Source organism: Actinotalea ferrariae CF5-4, from assembly GCF_000603945.1.
GTDB classification, from domain to species: Bacteria; Actinomycetota; Actinomycetes; order Actinomycetales; family Cellulomonadaceae; genus Actinotalea; species Actinotalea ferrariae.
In genome coordinates this window covers 1-18,032 of sequence record NZ_AXCW01000011.1, presented here as the reverse complement: position 1 = coordinate 18,032, position 18,032 = coordinate 1, and the positions used below count along the sequence as shown (strand labels likewise).

Annotated in this window: 14 protein-coding genes; 5 read left to right on the top strand and 9 right to left on the bottom strand. The window is 74.4% G+C overall.

Annotated elements, in window-relative coordinates; genetic code table 11:
- Nucleotides 1-99: 99 nt before the first annotated feature.
- From N866_RS02115 to N866_RS02105, 3 genes are read right to left on the bottom strand one after another with little or no spacing between them, the layout of a single operon-like run.
- On the bottom strand, nt 100-1,674 hold the full coding sequence (locus tag N866_RS02115) for a gluconokinase (RefSeq protein WP_081802248.1): 1,575 nt from the start codon (nt 1,672-1,674) through the stop codon (nt 100-102).
- On the bottom strand, nt 1,667-2,947 hold the full coding sequence (locus tag N866_RS02110; protein ID WP_052022267.1) for an MFS transporter: 1,281 nt from the start codon (nt 2,945-2,947) through the stop codon (nt 1,667-1,669). The genes N866_RS02115 and N866_RS02110 overlap by 8 nt, the downstream gene beginning before the upstream one ends.
- Nucleotides 2,944-4,113: a Gfo/Idh/MocA family protein gene (locus tag N866_RS02105; RefSeq protein WP_034221971.1), complete on the bottom strand. Its 1,170-nt coding sequence runs from the start codon at nt 4,111-4,113 to the stop codon at nt 2,944-2,946. The genes N866_RS02110 and N866_RS02105 overlap by 4 nt, the downstream gene beginning before the upstream one ends.
- A gap of 236 nt (nt 4,114-4,349) precedes the next feature.
- Here N866_RS02105 and N866_RS02100 point away from each other — a divergent pair, with 236 nt between their 5' ends.
- The 5 genes from N866_RS02100 to N866_RS02080 all read left to right on the top strand — a co-directional run bounded on the left by N866_RS02100 (nt 4,350) and on the right by N866_RS02080 (nt 10,408).
- A complete protein-coding gene (locus N866_RS02100; RefSeq protein ID WP_034221983.1) occupies nt 4,350-5,177 on the top strand; it encodes a sugar phosphate isomerase/epimerase family protein in 828 nt (275 codons plus the stop codon).
- The gene (locus N866_RS02095) at nt 5,174-6,244 is read left to right on the top strand and encodes a Gfo/Idh/MocA family protein (protein WP_034221968.1); all 1,071 of its coding nucleotides are present in this window, start codon (nt 5,174-5,176) and stop codon (nt 6,242-6,244) included. Before N866_RS02100 ends, N866_RS02095 begins: the two co-directional genes overlap by 4 nt.
- A gap of 45 nt (nt 6,245-6,289) precedes the next feature.
- Nucleotides 6,290-7,150, top strand: coding sequence for a sugar phosphate isomerase/epimerase family protein (locus N866_RS02090; protein ID WP_034221966.1), 861 nt, complete (start codon nt 6,290-6,292; stop codon nt 7,148-7,150).
- A 401-nt stretch (nt 7,151-7,551) separates the two neighbouring features.
- On the top strand, nt 7,552-9,711 hold the full coding sequence (locus N866_RS02085; protein ID WP_034221965.1) for a DEAD/DEAH box helicase: 2,160 nt from the start codon (nt 7,552-7,554) through the stop codon (nt 9,709-9,711).
- Between the two features lie 43 nt (nt 9,712-9,754).
- On the top strand, nt 9,755-10,408 hold the full coding sequence (locus tag N866_RS02080) for an LON peptidase substrate-binding domain-containing protein (protein ID WP_034221963.1): 654 nt from the start codon (nt 9,755-9,757) through the stop codon (nt 10,406-10,408).
- A 42-nt stretch (nt 10,409-10,450) separates the two neighbouring features.
- Here the strand turns inward: N866_RS02080 and N866_RS02075 are convergent, their stop codons facing one another.
- The 6 genes from N866_RS02075 to N866_RS02050 form a co-directional block, all read right to left on the bottom strand.
- Nucleotides 10,451-11,848, bottom strand: a complete 1,398-nt coding sequence (locus N866_RS02075; protein ID WP_081802246.1) for a mannitol dehydrogenase family protein — start codon at nt 11,846-11,848, stop codon at nt 10,451-10,453.
- A complete protein-coding gene (uxaC, locus tag N866_RS02070) occupies nt 11,845-13,254 on the bottom strand; it encodes a glucuronate isomerase (protein ID WP_034221961.1) in 1,410 nt (469 codons plus the stop codon). Before uxaC ends, N866_RS02075 begins: the two co-directional genes overlap by 4 nt.
- Nucleotides 13,255-13,309: 55 nt before the next feature.
- Nucleotides 13,310-14,326: a LacI family DNA-binding transcriptional regulator gene (locus N866_RS02065; RefSeq protein ID WP_034221959.1), complete on the bottom strand. Its 1,017-nt coding sequence runs from the start codon at nt 14,324-14,326 to the stop codon at nt 13,310-13,312.
- 98 nt (nt 14,327-14,424) lie between these two features.
- Nucleotides 14,425-15,261, bottom strand: coding sequence for an ATP-binding cassette domain-containing protein (locus N866_RS02060; protein ID WP_034221957.1), 837 nt, complete (start codon nt 15,259-15,261; stop codon nt 14,425-14,427).
- Nucleotides 15,258-17,084, bottom strand: coding sequence for a dipeptide/oligopeptide/nickel ABC transporter permease/ATP-binding protein (locus tag N866_RS02055; RefSeq protein WP_052022266.1), 1,827 nt, complete (start codon nt 17,082-17,084; stop codon nt 15,258-15,260). Before N866_RS02055 ends, N866_RS02060 begins: the two co-directional genes overlap by 4 nt.
- Nucleotides 17,081-18,032: ABC transporter permease (locus tag N866_RS02050; RefSeq protein WP_342668375.1), on the bottom strand; the 952-nt coding region annotated here is incomplete at its 5' end. The genes N866_RS02050 and N866_RS02055, both read right to left, overlap by 4 nt.

Here is an 18,032-nt window from a genome sequence, read left to right as displayed (position 1 = left end):
CGCGCGTGCGGACATGCTCGAGGACCTCCGGTTCGTGAAGACGACCCGCCCAGTCCAGCCCCTCCGCCGCCGGAGGGCAAGCGGTTGCCGCGCGTTGCCTCAGGGCGCGGCGAGCAGGGCCCGCACGCCGTCGAGCGACGCGAGGAGCTCGGCCGCGCGGGACCGGGCCCGGGCGGCCGCGACGACGAGCTCGGGAACCGGCTGGACCGGCTCGGCGGTCGCGAGCGGGTCCCTGAGCAGGCCGAGCGCCGCCGGGAGGTCCGGGGCGATCCCCAGGCCGACCAGGCCCAGGACGGCCGCGCCGCGAGCCGTCCCCTCGGCCGCGCCGGCGACCGTCATCGGCCGTCCCAGCGCTGCCGCCACGAGCTGCTGCCACAGCGGCGAGCGGAGGGTGCCACCGGTTGCCGTCACGTCGCGCACGGGGTGGACGGCGTCGACGCGGCTCGCGATGAGCCCCACCTGCATGGCGACGCCCTCCAGCGCGGCGCGCGCGAGGTGCGCCCGCGTGTGCCGGCGGCGCAGGCCCAGGTAGGCCCCGGTGAGGTCCGCGTCCCACAGCGGCGACCGCTCCGGCAGGAGGTAGGGCAGCATGACGAGCCCGTCCGACCCGGGCGGCGCCTGGGCGGCCAGGGCCAGCACCGCGGCGTCGCCGGTCGTGTCGTCCGCGGGGCGCTCCTCCAGCAGCGTCCGGGCCAGCCACCGCGCGACGATCCCGCCGTTGCTCACCGCCCCGCCCACCACCCAGGCGCCCGGGGTCAGGGCGTAGCAGAACAGCGCGGGGTCCAGCGAGCGCGGCGGGGCCGGCACCACCATGCGGACCGCGCCGGAGGTCCCCAGCGACAGGGCCAGGGAGCCGGGGGTGACGGCGCCGGTGCCGACGTTGCCGAGCGGGCCGTCCGCGGCGCCGAGGACCACGGGCGTCCCGGCGGGCAGGCCCGTGGCCGCGGCGGCCGCGGCACCGAGCGGCAGGACGTGCGTCGGCGGCAGCACGAACGGCAGGCGGTCCGCGCCGACGCCCGCGACGCCCAGCGCGAGCGGGCTCCAGTCCCCGGTCGCCATGTCGAGCAGGCCGGAGCCCGACGCCGACGACAGGTCCGTGACCGCCGTGCCGGTGAGGGCCATGACGACGAGCGCCTTGAGGTCCAGCCACCGTGCGACCGACGCCGCGGCGAGGGGCTCGTGCCGGCGGAACCAGGCGAGCTTCACCAGGGGCGACATCGGGTGGACCGGGGTGCCCGTGACGCGGTGCAGCGGCGCGGCGACGCCCTCGGACCGCAGCTCGCGCACCAGGTCCGCGGCCCGGCCGTCGGCCCACGTCAGCAGGGGGGTCGTCGGGGTGCCGTGCGCGTCCGTCCCGACGAGCCCGTGCATCGCGGCGCTGAGCGACAGCCCGACGACGCCCTCGGGCCCGACCGCGGCGACGCAGCGGGCCACGGCCTCGACGACGGCGGCCACGAGGACGGCGGGGTCCTGCACCTGGTGGCCGGGCTCGGGCTCCAGGAGCGGGTACTCCCGGACCTCGACGTGCCGGGTGTGCCCGTCCAGGCCGAAGGCCGCCACCTTCACCCCGGTCGTGCCGACGTCGACCCCGAGGAGGACGCCGACCGCCGCCGTGCCGTCGTTCGTGCCCCCGGTCGCGCCGCCGGCCACCGGGGCGGCCAGGACGTCAGCCATGGGGACCTCCGGGCTCGACCGTGACGGACAGGGTGATCGGCACGGTGGGCAGGGGCGGTGTGGCCCCGACGACGGCGCGCTGCGGCCGCCCCGCCCGCCGGCCGTGCAGCAGGTGGTACTGCACGCCGGCCAGGAGGAGGAGGCCGGCGAGCAGCAGGTAGAGGGGCCCGTACCCGAGGCCCGCCACGACGAGCCCCAGCGCGAGCGGCGCCAGGCCGGTGCCCAGGTCCAGGAGCAGGAAGAACGTCGAGGTCGCGACGCCGACGCGGCCGGGCTCGACCAGCGAGACGGCGACGGCCTGCGCGGAGCTCTGCAGCGTGCCCATGCCCAGCCCGAAGAACACCGCCGCCAGCAGGAGCGTCGTCGGCGTCGTCGCGACGGCCAGGAGTGCCGACCCGACGGCCATCGAGACGAACGCGGGGTACATGACGACGTTCTCGCCCCGCGCGTCGTGCAGCCGCCCGGCCAGCGGCCGCGACGCGACGGCCGCGCCCGCGTGCACCAGGAAGAACAGCGACGCCGCGCCCGCGAGGTCGCGCTCGTCCGCGTAGGCGGCCAGGTAGGTGAGGACGCCGGCGAAGGCCGCACCGGCGAGGAGCATGGGGGACGCGATCGGGACGACCCGCGGCTCGATCACCCGGCGGGCCGTCCACCCCGCGGCGACGGGCACGCGTCCCGGACCCCGCAGCGGGAGGGCCAGGACGAGCGCGAGCGCGGAGACCGCGGCGGACAGCCAGAACACCGCCTCGAACCCCGCCGTCCGCCCGACGGTCAGCGCGACGAGCGGCCCGAGGGCGGCGCCGACGTTGCTGCCCGCGGAGAAGTAGCCGGTGCCCTCGGCGCGCCGGGACGCGGGTAGCGCCGTCATGACGGTCGTGGTCGCGGCCGTGTGCGCCGCGCCCATCCCCATGCCGTGCAGGAGCCGTACCGCCAGCAGCGGCCCGATGTCGTCGACGACCAGGTACGCGAGCCCGGCGAGGAGGAAGAGCACGAGCCCGCCGAGCAGCACGGGCCGCGTGCCCAGGTGGCCGACGAGCGGTCCCGCCACGGGCCGGGCGAGCAGCGCCCCGACGACGAAGAGGCCCGCCGCCGCGCCCGCCACCCCGTCCGACGCCCCCAGCTGCTCCATCGCGTAGAGCGCCATGACGACGGTGAGCAGGAAGAACACGAAGGCGACGCAGGTGCTGACGGCCGTCGCCAGGACGACGTCCCGGCTCCAGATCCGCTCCGCAGGCGGGCGCGGACGGCCGTCGGGGCGCCGCCGGCCGGTCATGCCGTGCGCTCGGAGAACGTGCCCTCGTCACGGATGCGCGCGTTGAGGAGCGCGAGGTACTGGGCGTCGTCGAAGTCCAGGGGGACCCGCTGCCCGGTCCACGCCGACAGGTGGATCGCGTTCGCGAGCCGCACGCCGTGGATGCCGTCGGCACCGGGGGCCACGAGCGGGACGCCGTGCAGCACGTTCTGCGCGAAGTTCTCCAGGACGTCGGCGTGCTGCCGGCCGAAGGGGGACGCGAACTCGAGCACCTCCTCGGAGTACAGCGTCGAGAGGTCGACCTCGCCCTTGAAGAGCCGCACGACGTCGTCCATGCCCATGGACGCGCTGAGCTCCGCCTCGGGGCGGCGCAGGCGGGTCACGGTCGCGCGGGCGCTGCCGTCCACGACGATCTTGCCCTGGTCCCCGAGGATCTCGAGCCGGTCGGTGCCGGAGATGTCGTAGGTGCACGTCACGAAGGTGCCGGTGGCGCCGTCGGCGAAGTCGACGAGCGCCGTGACCTCGTTCTCGACGGCGATGTCCCGGTTCACCCCGTAGGACAGGCGGGAGTCGACGGAGACGGGCACGCCGCAGATCCACTGCCACAGGTCGAGCTGGTGCGGCGCCTGGTTGACCAGGACGCCACCGCCCTCGCCGCCCCACGTCGCGCGCCAGTCGCTGGAGTCGTAGTAGCCCTGCGGACGCCACCACGTGGTGATGATCCAGCTGCTGCGGAGCACCCGGCCGATCTCGCCGCGCGCGACGATGTCGTGCAGCTCGCGGAACAGGGGGTTCATCCGCTGGTTGAACATGATCGCGAAGGTCGTCTCCGGGTGCTCCTCGGCGACCTGGAGGAGTTCCTTCACCTGGGCGGTGTAGACCCCGGCGGGCTTCTCGACGAGCACGTGCACACCGCGGCGCAGCGCGGCGATCCCCATCTCGGGGTGCAGGTAGTGCGGCACCGTCGTGACGACCGCGTCCACGTCACCGCTGTCGAGGAGCTGCTCGTAGTCCTCGTGCACCGGGACACCCGGGTGGGCGGCGGCGGCCGCGTCCCGGCGCTGCGGGTCGACGTCGCAGATCGCGCCGAGCTCCACGTGGGGGGCCATCCCCTGGGCGATGAGCGAGGCGTAGAACCCGCCCTGCTGACCGAACCCGACGATCCCCAGCCGCACCGTTCCCGACATCACTGCCCCTCTCGCACCACGCCCGGGCCGTCCACCGGCCCACCGACGCCCGAGCGCCGGCACCGCCACGGTCACACGGCCGGCCCGCCGGGCGGCACCAGTTGCCCCGAGTTGCCACGGGCCCGCCGACCTGGCTGCAACTCGTGGCAACCGGTGGCCTGGCGGATCGGTGCTGCCTAGCGTCGGACCGCCCGCGGTGAGCCGCACCGCGGGCTGCGACGGAGGTGCTGGACGCCATGTGGACCCTCTCGGGATTCGCCGACGAGATCGACGCCGACCTGGCGACCCAGTGCGCCGTGCTGTCCGAGCTCGGCCTGACCCACCTCGAGCTCCGCTCGGCGTGGGGGTCCAACGTGCTCGACCTCGACGACGCCCAGGTCGAGCGGGCCCGCGCCGTCCTGCGCGACCACGACATCGCGGTCTCCTCGATCGGCTCCCCGATCGGCAAGATCCAGGTCGACGACCCGTTCGAGCCGCACCTGGTCCGGATGGACCGGGCGCTGGAGGTCGCCGAGCGCCTCGGCGCCCCGTTCATCCGCGTCTTCTCCTTCTTCCTGGCGCCGGAGCAGAGCCCGGACGCGGTCCGCGACGAGGTCGTGCGCCGCATGGCCGCGCTCGCCGCCCGCGCCGAGGAGCGCGGCGTGGTGCTGCTGCACGAGAACGAGAAGGCGATCTTCGGCGACGTCCCCGAGCGCGTCCTGGACCTCGTGACCGCGGTCGGCTCCCCCGCCCTGCGGCTGGCCTGGGACCCGGCGAACTACGTGCAGGTCGGCGTCGACCCCTTCCCCGAGGCGTACGCGCTGCTGCGGCCCTACGTCGACTACATCCAGATCAAGGACGCCGTCCGCGGCTCCGGCACCGTGGTCGTCGCCGGCGAGGGCGACGGCCGCATCCCCGAGACGGTGCACGCCCTGCGCGAGGACGGCTACGACGGCTTCTTCTCGATGGAGCCCCACCTCGCCGAGGCCCACCACCTGGGCGGCTTCTCCGGCCCGGACGGCTTCCGCCGCGCGACCCGGACCTTCATGGCGATCCTCGACGCCGAAGGGGTGACGTACCGGTGACGTCCGGGCAGCGGCTGCGCGTCGCGCTCGTGGGCTGCGGCACCATCGCGCCGACCCACGCGCGCGCCCTCGCGGCCCTGCCCGACGACGTCGAGCTCGTGGCGTGCTCCGACGTCGTGCCGGAGCGCGCCGACGCCTTTGCCGCGGCCTTCGGGACGACGGCGCGCCCGTACGCCGACGTCCTGGCCGACCCGGACGTCGACGCCGTGAGCGTCTGCACGCCGAGCGGGCGCCACGCCGAGGTCGGCGTGCCCGCGCTGCTGGCCGGCAAGCACGTCGTCGTCGAGAAGCCCATGGACGTCACCGAGGAGGCCTGCGACGCGCTGCTCGCGGCCCAGCGGTCGTCCGGTGCGCGGCTCGCCGTCGTGTCCCAGCACCGGTTCGACGACGGGACCCGCCGGCTGCGCGAGGTCCTGGACTCCGGCGCCCTCGGCCGCCTCGTCGCGGCCGACTGCCGCGTCCCCTGGTTCCGCACCCAGGAGTACTACGACGCCGAGGACTGGCGCGGCACGTGGGCGCTGGACGGCGGGGGCGCCCTGATGAACCAGGGCATCCACACCGTCGACCTCCTGCTGGCCGCGTGCGGCCCGGCCGTCTCCGTGGAGGGCAGGATCGCGACCGTCGCGCACGCCATCGAGGTGGAGGACCTGGCGACCGCGAGCGTCGTCTTCGCCGACGGCACGCTGGCGACGCTCATGGCGTCGACCGCCACGGCCCCGGGACTGCCCGCGCGCCTGGCCCTGCACGGCACCGAGGGCAGCGTCGTCCTGGAGGGCGACCGCATCACCCTGCTCGCCCTGCGCGGCCAGGACGCCGTGCACGGGCTCCCGACGGCGGACGCGGTGCAGGTCGCGACCGGGGGCACCCGGTCCGCCGAGCGCGCCGTGACCGACGGCTCCGTCGCGACGGCCTGGGGCGAGGCGCACCGCCGGCAGCTCCTCGACTTCGCCCGGTCCGTCCGGGAGGGCCGCGCACCCGTCGTCGACGGCGAGGCGGGCCGCGCCGCCGTCGGCCTCGTGCGCGCGGTCTACCGCTCCGCCCGCGAGGGCACCCGCATCACGCTCTGACCCGACCGCCGGACCCCGGCGCTCGGCCGACCCAGGAGGAGAACCGTGGCACGCATCGGCGTCCAGACCAGCACCGTCAAGGGCGCGTTCGCCCAGCTCGGCCCGTACGAGGCGCTGCGCCGGATCGCCGGCCTCGGCTACCGGTCCGTCGAGCTCTCCCAGGTCCCGATGACCACCGAGAACGTCGCCGAGGTCCGGCGGGCCCTGGACGACCACGGCATCCAGGTCGCCGCCCTGTCGGCCATGGTCACCGCCCCGCCCGGGCTGGCGACCGACACGCTCACCCAGAACTTCGACAAGATCGTCGCCGACTGCCGGACCCTGGGGACCTCGATGGTGCGGATCGGGATGCTGCCGCTGGACGCGCTCGTGACCCCCGGCGGGGTGGCCGGGTTCGCGGCGACCGCGACGACGTACGCCGAGCGGCTCGCGGCGGAGGGCATCGAGCTCTATTACCACAACCACCACGTCGAGTTCGCGCGCGTGGAGGGCCGCTCGATCCTCGAGGTCATCGCCGAGGAGGCGCCGGGGCTCGGGCTCGAGCTGGACGTCCACTGGGTGCACCGCGGCGGCCACGACCCCGTGGGGACGCTGCGCCGGTACGCGGGGCGCGCGCGCCTCGTGCACCTCAAGGACTACCGGATCGGACCGCTGGACCCGACGTCGCTGGACCTCCTCGCCGCCGGTGACGCGGCGGGGTTCCAGGCTGCCTTCTACGGGGTCGTGCAGTTCGCGGAGGTCGGCGAGGGCACGCTGCCGTGGCGCGAGATCGTCGACACCGCCCTGGCCGGCGGCGCCGAGCACCTCCTCGTCGAGCAGGACGACACCTACGGCCGGGACCCCTTCGACTCCCTCGCGATGTCGCGCGACCACCTCCAGGAGCTGGGGTACGGCCACCTGTTCTGAGCCGCCCCCGACGGCGCGACCGCCGGACGTCCCGACGCCCGGGGCGTCCGGCGGTACGCTTCTGGGGCGATCACGCGGAGCCACGACCGTGCCTCCGCGGTGGTCACCGGGACTCCCGGCAGCGCGTCACGGCGGGAGCACCCGCCGGGCGGCGCGGTCCGGGACGCCGCGCGGTCACCTCGCGCCCGACCAGGGCGGCGGTCCGGGCGCCGGTCTCGGTGCCGATGTCGGTGCCGGTTCCGGTTCCGGTTCCGAAGTCGGTGCCGGTTCCGGTTCCGAAGTCGGTGCCGGTTCGGTGCCGATGGCACGGGGCGCGGGTCCGACGCCCAGCGCGTCCCGGGTGGACGCGGCACGGCGCCCTGCGCCGCGGTCGCGTCGTGGTGAGGGTCGAAGGAGGAGATGTGGCACGACCAGGCCAGCGCCGGTCCGGTCGCGCGCGCACCGACGCCGGGACCCCCCGCCGTCGCGCCGGGCGGCCCGACGCGGAGGGGCTCATCCCCGTCCTGGCGCAGGTCGCCGGCGAGGTCGACGGCGCGGTGCGCCGCCCGCCCACGCGCCCGGCGATGCGCACGAAGTTCCAGGTCGTGGCGCTGCTCGTCCGCGAGGAACGGGCCCGCGTGAAGGCCGACACCTCCCTGACCCCCGCGAAACGCGACCAGGAGCTCAAGCGGCTCGACGGCGTCGCGACGCTGCTGGCCCGGATCGCCGCGCGGGACACCTCGCTGCTCGCGCTCCTCGCGGAGGACGCCCGGGTCTCGGACACGGCGCGGGCGTACAAGGCGTCCCTGATGCGCGCCGCCGGCCTCGAGGCTCCCGAGGAGCCGGAGCCGGCGCCGCCCGCCGCACCGCCGCCCGGCGCCGAGCGCCGGGTCGTCCCCCAGTCGGTCCTCTCGCGCCAGCTGGCGAACCCGTTCCTCGCCCCCGACTTCGAGGCTGCGGCCGAGCGGAGCGCCGCCCGGGCCCGGCGCCTGGCGGGATGGGAGCTCCTCGAGCCCCTGTTCCGGTCGTTCGAGGAGGCCACCCCCGGCGCTCCCTCGTGCATGACGCTGCCCGAGGCGGGACACGTGCCGGCCCCGCCCGGCCGGACGCTCATGCCGCACCAGGCGCAGGTCGTCACGGCGGCGGCGCGCGGTCACCGCACCTTCCTGCTCGCGGACGAACCCGGGCTGGGCAAGACCGCGCAGGCGCTGCTCGCGGCCCAGGCGGCCGACGCCTTCCCGCTGCTCGTCGTCGTGCCCAACGTGGTCAAGACGAACTGGGCGCACGAGGTCGGGATGTGGACGCCGCTGCGCCGGGCCACCGTCGTCCACGGCGACGGCGAGCAGGTGGACGCGTTCGCGGACGTCGTCATCGTGAACTACGAGATCCTCGACCGCCACGTCGGCTGGCTGGGCGACCTCGGCTTCCGCGGGATGGTCGTCGACGAGGCGCACTTCATCAAGAACAAGGGCTCCCAGCGGTCCCAGCACGTGCTCGCGACGGCGGAGCGCATCCGGACCCGCACCGCCCGGCCGCTGCTCATGGCGCTCACCGGGACCCCGCTGATCAACGACATCGAGGACTTCCGGGCGATCTGGCAGTTCCTCGGCTGGATCGACGAGGAGAAGCCGCTCGGCCGGCTGCTGACCGCCCTGGAGGAGACCGGCCTGACCCCGGCGGACCGGGGCTTCTACGCCGCCGCACGGGCCGCCGTCATCGACATGGGCATCGTGCGTCGCCGCAAGGTCGACGTGGCCGCGGACATCCCCGCGCGCCGGGTGGCCGACCTCCCGGTCGAGCTGGACGGCGCCGTCGGGCGGTCGATCCGGGCGGCGGAGGCCACGCTCGCCCGTCGGCTGGTCGACCGCTACCGGGCCGCCCTGGCCGCACGCCCGGGCGACGTCGTCGTGGACGGGGTCGACCTCGACCTCGCCCGGCGGGTCGCGGCGGCCGAGCTCAAGGACTCCAGCTCCAAGGCCCAGGGCGACAACGTCTTCACGATGGTCCGCAAGATCGGCCAGGCGAAGGCCGGGCTGGCCGCGGACTACACCGCGCAGCTGTCCCGCAACGTCGGCAAGGTCGTGTTCTTCGCCAAGCACGTCGACGTCATGGACCAGGCCGAGCAGACGTTCGCCGACCGTGGGATCCGGTACGCCTCGATCCGCGGGGACCAGACGCCCAAGGCGCGGGAGAAGAACGTCACCGCGTTCACCCAGGACCCGGAGGTGCAGGTCGCGGTGTGCTCGCTGATGGCCGCGGGTGTGGGGCTCAACCTCCAGGTCGCCTCGAACCTGGTGCTGGCGGAGCTGTCCTGGACCGACGCCGAGCAGACCCAGGCCATCGACCGGATCCACCGGATCGGCCAGGACGAGCCGGTCACCGCGTGGCGGATCATCGCCGCCCAGACCATCGACTCGAAGATCGCGGAGCTGATCGACGCCAAGTCCGGGCTCGCCGCCCGGGCGCTGGACGGCGCGGCGGCGGACGACGGCTCGTCGTCGACCGACGTGCAGCTCGAGGCCCTCGTCGCCCTGCTCACCGACGCCCTCGCCACGGGCGCCGGCGCTCCCGCCCGCGCCTGAGAGCGTCTCGACCCGTCGGACCGCGCAGGGCAGGATCACGGTCATGACCGGCGAGACGCGTGAGCTGCCGATGTTCCCCCTGGGCTCGGTTCTGCTCCCGGGCATGCCGCTGCCGCTGCGGGTCTTCGAGCCGCGCTACGTCGCGATGCTCTCCTCGGTGCTGGGCGAGGCGGAGCGCGAGTTCGGCGTGGTGCTGATCGAGCGGGGCTCCGAGGTCGGCGGGGGCGACGTCCGGTTCGGGGTCGGCACGGTGGCGCGCATCGCCTCGGTGGAGATCGGCGAGGGGTCGATCGTGCTCGTGGCGGTCGGGACCGACCGGTTCGAGGTCGTCCGGTGGCTCGGCGACGACCCGTTCCCCCGGGCGGAGGTCCGCGAGCTCGCGCCGTGGGCGCTCGACGCCCCCGACATCGCCGCGCTCGCCGACGCCGAAGCCCTCGTCCGGGCGACCCTCACCCGGGCGAGCGAGTTCGTCGAGCTCCGCTGGTCACCCGACGTCGAGCTCTCCGAGGACCCCGCGGACCGCCTCTGGCAGGTCGCCGGCATCGCGCCGCTGGGCTCGCTGGACCAGTACGCGCTCCTGCGGTCCCGCACGCCTGCGGAGCTGCTGGCCACGCTGGTGGAGGAGACCCGGGCCGCCGACGTCCGCCTGACCGCCGGCTGGGCCGACGACCGGGAGGACGACGACGACCTGACGTGACGGGCCGCGAAGGGCGACCTCGGGCGGCGAGGCCGGTCGGCGTCAGCCGGCCTCGACCAGCCGCACCAGGTGCGTCACCGCGTCGACGACCTCGCGGTCCTCGGCGACCTCCGGGTCGAGCGCGACGAGGGCGCGCGGCACGGCCGACGCGAGCGGTCCCTCGGCCAGCTCCAGGAGCCGGTCGCGCTGGACGTCCGTCACCGGGACGCCGGCGCCGCGCAGGTGGGCGACCCAGGCCGCGAGCACGCGCACGGCTCCTCCGGGGAGTCGTCCGGCGGCGCGCTCGGCCCGCAGCACGGGCAGGATGCGCACCGGCAGCTTCTGGGAGCCGTCGGCGGCGATCTGGGCGAGCTCGTGCCGGACGTTGGCGTTGCCGAACCGCTCCAGCAGCGCCTCGCGGTAGTCGGCGACCTCGGCCGGTGGCAGAGGCAGGTGCCAGGCCGCCTCGTCCCACCACTCCTCGACCCAGCCGCGCACGACCGGGTCGGCGACGGCCTCGGCGACGGTGCGGTGCCCGAGGACGCCCCCGGCGTAGGCCAGCAGCGAGTGCGAGCCGTTGAGCAGCCAGAGCTTGCGCTGCTCGAACGGCGCGACGTCGTCGACGAAGCGCGCGCCGGCGTCCTCCCAGCGGGGCCGGCCACGGGGGAAGTGGCCCTGCACGACCCACTCGGAGAACGGCTCGGTGGGGACCGGGGCGTCGTCCAGGACGCCCGTGAGGGCCCGGACGGTCGCGCGGTCCTCGTCGGTGGTCGCGGGGGTGATCCGGTCGACCATCGTGCTGGCGACGACGACGTTCTCCTCGACCCAGTCCGCCAGGGCCGGGTCCACGAGCGCGACGAGGTCCTCGAGGACGCGCTGCAGCGCCGGGCCGTTGTGCGGGAGGTTGTCGCACGGGAGGAGCGTCAGGGCGCCCGCGTCCGCGGCACGGCGCGCGAGGAAGCCCGCGACCAGGCGGGCGGGACCCGTCGTCACGGGGGCGGTCGGGTCGGCGCGGAGGGCGTCGACGTCCGCGAGGACGTCCGCCCGCCCGGCGTCGAGGCCCCCGTCCGGGCCGCGCAGGTAGCCGGCCTCGGTGATCGTCAGCGTCACGACGGCGAGGCGGGGGTCGCGCCAGTAGCCGAGCCAGGCCGCGTGGTCCGCGGCGGCATGCACGGCGGACAGGCAGGAGACCACCTCGACGGCCGGGCCGTCGGGCGCCCGGGTGATGAGCGAGTACAGGCCCTCCTGCACGGTGAGCAGGTCGGCCAGCCGCGCGGACCGTCCCGTGAAGGCAGCGATGCCCCAGTGCTCGCGGTCCGGCGCCTGCTCGGTGTACCAGGCCTGGTGCGCGCGGAAGAAGTTGCCCAGCCCGAGGTGGACGATGCGGACCGGTGCCGCCGGCCGGCCGAGGCCCGCGACGCGGGACAGGCGGACGGCGGGGCGGGTGTCGGAGGTGGTCACAGTCGGAACGCTCGCTTCGGGTTCGTGAGGACGAGGTCGTGGGCCGTCGCGATCGCCTCGTCGGTGGTGAGCCGGTGCTCGGCCACGAGGCGGGCGAGGAACCCGGCGTCGACACGGCGGCTGACGTCGTGCCGGGCGGGGATCGACAGGAACGCGCGGGTGTCGTCGATGAAGCCGGAGGTCCGGGCGAACCCTGCGGTCTCCGTCACCGCCGCCCGGAAGCGCTGCATCGCGTCAGGGGCGTCGATGAACCACCACGGGGCGCCGATGTAGACCGACGGGTAGAAACCGGCCAGCGGCGCGAGCTCGCGGGAGTAGACCGTCTCGTCGATGGTGAACAGGACGATCTGGAAGCCCGGGTGGGTGCCGAACGCCTCGAGCACCGGCTGCAGGGAGCGCGTGAACTCGACCTGCGTGGGGATGTCCGCGCCGACGTCCGCGCCGTACGCGCGGTGGCTCGGTCCGTGGTGGTTGCGGGCGACGGCCGGGTGCAGCGTCATGACCAGGCCGTCGTCCGCGGCCATGCGCGCCATCTGGAACACGAGGTCGCGGCGCAGGGTGTCGCCTTCGTCCGGCGTGATGTCGCCCTTGCGCGCCCGCAGGTACAGCTCCTCGGCGACGGCACGATCGAGCGGCTCGGCCCGGACGTCACGGTGGGAGTGGTCGGTCGAGGTGGCGCCGTGCTCCCGGAAGTAGGCGCGCCGCGCCTCCATCGCCTCGACCCAGCCGGAGTAGTGGTCCACGTCGGTACCGGCCGTGCGGCCCAGGAGGTCGATCGCTGCGTTCCAGCCCTCGGCCGCCGGCTCGAGGTAGCGGTCCGGGCGGAAGGTCGGGATGACGCGCCCGGACCACGCCGGGTCCTCGGCCAGGCGCCGGTGGTCGGCGAGGTCGTCGCACGGGTCGTCGGTCGTGGCGAGCACCTCGATGCCGAAGCGCTCGTACAGGGCCCGGGCCCGGAACTGCGGGGTGGCCAGCTGCTCGGTGATGCGGTCGTAGATCGCGTCCGCGGTCTGCGCGGAGGGGACGACGTCGACCCCGAAGACCTCGACCAGCTCCGCCTCGAACCAGGTCTTCACCACGGTCCCCCGGTAGGCGGGCCAGTGCGCGCACAGCGTGCGGAAGGCGGCCCGGCTGGCAGCGGCGTCCATGTCGTCGCGGCCCACGCCGAGGTCAGACAGCGCCACCCCGTGGGCGTGGAGCAGGCGCGTCACGTAGTGGTCCGGCGTGATGAGCAGGGAGGTCGGGTCCGCGAACGCGACGTCGTCGGCGAGCCACCCCGCCGGCACGTGGCCGTGCGGGGAGACGATCGGCAGGTCCTTCACCGCCGCGTAGACCTCCCGGGCCACGGCCCGGACGCCGGGCTCGGTCGGGAGGAGTCGGTCGGGGTGGAGGTCGAGCTGTGCCATGCCGCCATCGTCCGCAGGGCGGGACGACGGCGGCAATCGGTTGCCAGTAGTTGCCTCAGCGGCGGGCCGTGCGGCCCGTCGACTCCCGGACCACGAGCCGCGTGGGCAGCACGAAGGGCTTGTCCGTGGTGTGCAGGGCACCCCGGATGATCGCGAGGAGGTTGCCGACCGCGGTCGAGCCGAGCGTCCGCAGGGGCGAGGCGACCGTCGTCAGCCCGGGCGAGACGAGCTCGGCGGGAAGGATGTTGTCGAACCCCACGACGCTGACGTCGTCGGGGATGCGGACGCCCTCCGCGGTGAGGGTGCGCATGAGGCCGATGGCGACGAGGTCGTTGTAGCAGATCACTGCCGTCGGCAGGTGGGGGCGCAGGAGCGCGCGGGCGTCCCGCCCGCCCTGGAGGGTCGGGGCGACGGGCCCGACCCGGCGGGTGTGCAGGTGCAGCTCGTGGCCCGCCTCGCGCAGGGCTCGCCACCGCATCCCGTCCGCCCAGGAGGCCTCGGGGCCCGCGACGTAGGTGATGTGCTCGTGCCCGAGCTCGCCCAGGTGCTCGACGGCGCGGCGCACGCCGCGCGGGTTGTCGGTGACCACGCTGGGGATCCCCGCGAGGTGCCGGTTGAGGACGATCATCGGCGTCTGCTTGGCGATGACGCGCAGGGTCGAGTCGGACATCCGGGAGCTGCCGATGACGATGCCCTCGACCACGGGCAGGACGCGCTCGAGCGACTCGCGCTCGACGACGTCGGACTCGCGCGCGTCGGTGAGCAGGACCGTGTACTCCTCCTGGGACGCGGCGAGCTGCGCCCCACGGATGAGCTCGGAGTAGTACGGGTTGGTGACGTCGGAGATCATCAGCGCGATCATCCGCGTGCGGGAGGTCGAGAGCGCCCGCGCCACGGGGTTCGCGCGGTAACCGAGCTGCGCGGCCGCCTCCCGGATCCGCTGCGCGGTGTCCGCGTTGACCCGACCGGGCCGGGCGAACGCCCGGGACACGGTCGAGGGGGCGACGCCCGCGAGGCGCGCGACGTCGTAGATCGTCGGCTGCGACTTCCGCGTCCCGTCACCGCTGGTCATGGACCCAACCTAGGAAGCCGCGACGCGCCGCGGCAACCGGTTGCCCCGATCGGCGCAGCGACCGGGGCAACCGTCTGCAGGGACACGTCCGGGGCGAGTCAGACGCCCGCACCGACCTCGGCCAGCCGGGCGGCGCGCCGCTCCGCCTGACGGTCGGGGTCGGGGACCGGCGAGGCGAGCAGCAGCCGCCGCGTGTAGGGGTGGTCCGGGTCCTGCGTGACCTTCTGCGCGGGGCCCTGCTCCACGATCTCGCCCTTGTAGAGGACGGCGACGCGGTGGCTCACGTGCCGCACCACGTCCAGGTCGTGCGAGACGAAGAGGTAGGACACTCCGGTCGCCTCCTGGATCTCCAGGAGGAGGTCCAGGACGCGCGCCTGCGTCGACAGGTCGAGCGCGCTGACGGGCTCGTCGCACACGATGAGCTTCGGACGCAGGGCCAGGGCCCGCGCGATGGCGATGCGCTGGCGCTGGCCGCCGGAGAACTCCCGGGGCAGGCGCCCCATCGCGTCCTGGGGCATGTGCACGCGGTCGAGGAGCTCCTTCACCCGCTTGCGGGCGTCGGCACCCGTCACGCCCTGGATCCCGAGCGGCTCCGCGAGGATGTCGCCCACGGTCAGCGAGGGGTTGAGCGACGTGTACGGGTCCTGGAACACGACCTGGAGGTCCTGGCTCAGGGCCCGGCGGTCGCGCCGGGACGCGTGGCTGATGTCCTTGCCCAGGAAGGTGACGCGGCCGGCGGTGACGGGTGCGAGCCCCAGCACCGCCCGGCCGAGGGTCGTCTTGCCGGAGCCGGACTCCCCCACCAGGCCCAGGGTCTCCCCTGGGGCGATGCGGACGGAGACGCCGTGCAGGACGCGGAACGGCTTGGCGAGCAGGCCCTTTCCGGGGTACTCGACGACGAGGTCGTCCACGGTGAGCAGGTCGGGCGCGGTCATCGTGCCACCTCCAGGGCCTCCGGGGCGGCGCCCAGCAGGCGGGTCATGGGCTCCTTGCCCTCGAGCATCGAGGACAGGAGCATGCGGGTGTACGGGTGGCTCGGGGAGCGCAGGATGGTGCGGACGTCGCCCTGCTCGACCAGCCGGCCGTTCTGCATGACGACCACGCGGTCGCAGATGTCCGCCACGACCCCGAAGTTGTGGGTGACGAGGATCATCCCCATCCCCAGCCGGGCCTGCAGGCCGCGGAGCACGTCGAGCACCTCGGCCTGGACGGTGACGTCCAGCGCGGTGGTCGGCTCGTCGGCGATGATCAGGTCCGGGTCGCAGGAGATCGCGCCGGCGATGAGCACACGCTGCGCCATGCCGCCGGAGATCTCGTGCGGGTACGCCTTCGCCGTGCGGGCCGGGTCGGGGATGCCGACGCTGGCCAGCAGCTCCAGGGCCCGGGCCCGGGCCGCCTCCTTGGACAGGCCGAGCACCTTCTGCATGGGCCGGGCGAGATGGGACCCGATGGTGAACGCCGGGTCGAGGTTGCTCATCGGCTCCTGCGGGATGTAGGCCAGGCGCTTGCCGCGCAGGGGCGCGAGCCGCCCCTGGCTGACCCCGTCCTCACCGGGGGCGACGAGGTAGGACCCGTCGAACTGGATGGCGCCGCCGGCGATGATCGCGTTGTCCGGCAGCAGGCCCAGGATCGAGAACGCCGTCTGGGACTTGCCCGACCCGGACTCCCCGACGATCCCGACGACCTCGTTGCGGTCCACGTGGAAGGACACGCCGTCCACGACCGTCTTGCGACCGCCACCCGGCTGCGGGTAGGCGACGGCGAGGTCGGTGACCTTGAGCAGGTGGTGCTCGGTGCCCACCTCGACGGGGGCGACCTTGGCGCGGCGAGCCGGCTTGGTCCGCTTCTCCTTGGTCTTCTCCAGGTCCTCCAGGGAGTCGCGCAGCGCGTTGCCGAGCAGCACGAACGCACCGATGACGACCGAGATCGCGATCGTGGGCCACAGCAGGTTGAGCGGCTCGCGGTAGATGTTCCGGAAGCCGTCGCTGACCATGACGCCCCAGGTGGGGACGGTCGGGTCGCCCAGCCCGAGGAACTCGAGCGCCGACTGGATGGAGATCGCGATGCCGCAGACCATCGCGGTCTGGATGATGATCGGCGCCCGGACGACGGTGAAGATGTGCCGGCCGATGATCCGCAGGTCGGACAGGCCCGAGACGCGCGCCGCGTCCACGTAGAGCTCGTCGCGGACGGACTGCACGGCGGTGCGGGTCAGCCGGAAGTAGCCGGGGCTGAGCAGCACGCCGAAGACGATCATCGAGACCCAGGTCGAGGGGCCGATGGCGGCGCGGACCGCCAGCAGGACGATCATCGAGGGGAGCGCCATGAGGATGTTGGTGGACCAGTTCGACAGGCCGTCGAACCAGGAGCCGTAGTAGCCGGCGACGAGGCCGGACGGCAGGCCGATGGCGATCGCGACGCCGGCGGCCAGGGCGGCCGAGAGCAACGTGACACGGGCGCCGAACAGGAGCCGCGAGGCGATGTCACGGCCCGCCGAGTCGGTGCCGAGCAGGTGCTCGCCGCCCGGCGGGAGCAGGACCGCGGTGAGGTCCGCGAAGTTCGGGTCGAACGGGGCGAGGACGTCGGCGAGGATCGCCGCCAGCCCCGCGAGCCCGAGGAGCACGATGGCGGCGACGCCCATCGGGTTCTTCAGCAGCCGGCGCCAGGCCGACGCCCGCGAGACGGTGCCCGTCTGGCCGACCGGGGCCGCCGCGCCCCCGACGGGGTCGGGGGTGGTGAGGGTCTGCGCCTCGCTCATGACACACGCACCTTCGGGTTGAGCCAGCCGTTGATGATGTCCACGGCGAGGTTGACCACGATGACGATGAGCACCGTGTAGATGACCACGCCCATGACGAGCGGCAGGTCGCTCTGGGTCGTGGCGGTGACCGCCAGCCGGCCCAGGCCGGGGATGGCGAAGATCGACTCGATGATGACCACACCACCGAGGAGGCCGATGAACTGCAGGCTGAGCACGGTCAGGCCGGCCGGCGCCGCGGACCGCAGGACGTGCTTGACGAGGATCTCGCCCTCGCTGATCCCGCGGCTGCGCAGCGTCCGCACGTAGTCCATCTCGAGCTGGCGGATGTACGCGCTGCGGATCTGCTGGGCGGCGCTCGCGACGCCGTTGATCACCAGGGCGATGATCGGCAGCGTCAGCGACATCGCCCACGCCGAGGCACCGGCGCCCGGGGCGATGGTCGAGATCGCCGGGAACAGGCCGAGCTGGATGGCGAACGCCCACGCGAGCAGCACGCCGATGATGAAGCCGGGGACCGAGTTGCCGGTCACGGCCAGCACCTGGACGAACCGGTCGACCCAGCCGCGACGCACCGCGGCGGTGACGCCGAGCCAGGTGGCGACGACGGCGATGAGCAGGATGGCGATGCCGACCATGGCGAGCGTGACGGGGAGCTTGGAGGCGATCGCGTCGATGACCGCCTCGTTGGTGAACCAGGACTTGCCCAGCTCGCCACGGGCAGCGCCGGCGAACCAGTCACCGAGGCGGGACAGCAGCGGCTGGTCCAGCCCGAGCTGGGCCTGCTTGAGCGCGACCGCCTCGTCGGTGGCCTGGTCGCCCAGGATGTTCCGGGCGACGTTGCCCGAGTTCATGTAGAGCATGGTGAAGGCGAGCACGGCGACGGTGACGAGGACGACGACACCCGAGGCCAGACGCCTGGCGATCATGACGAGCATGCGGGGCTCC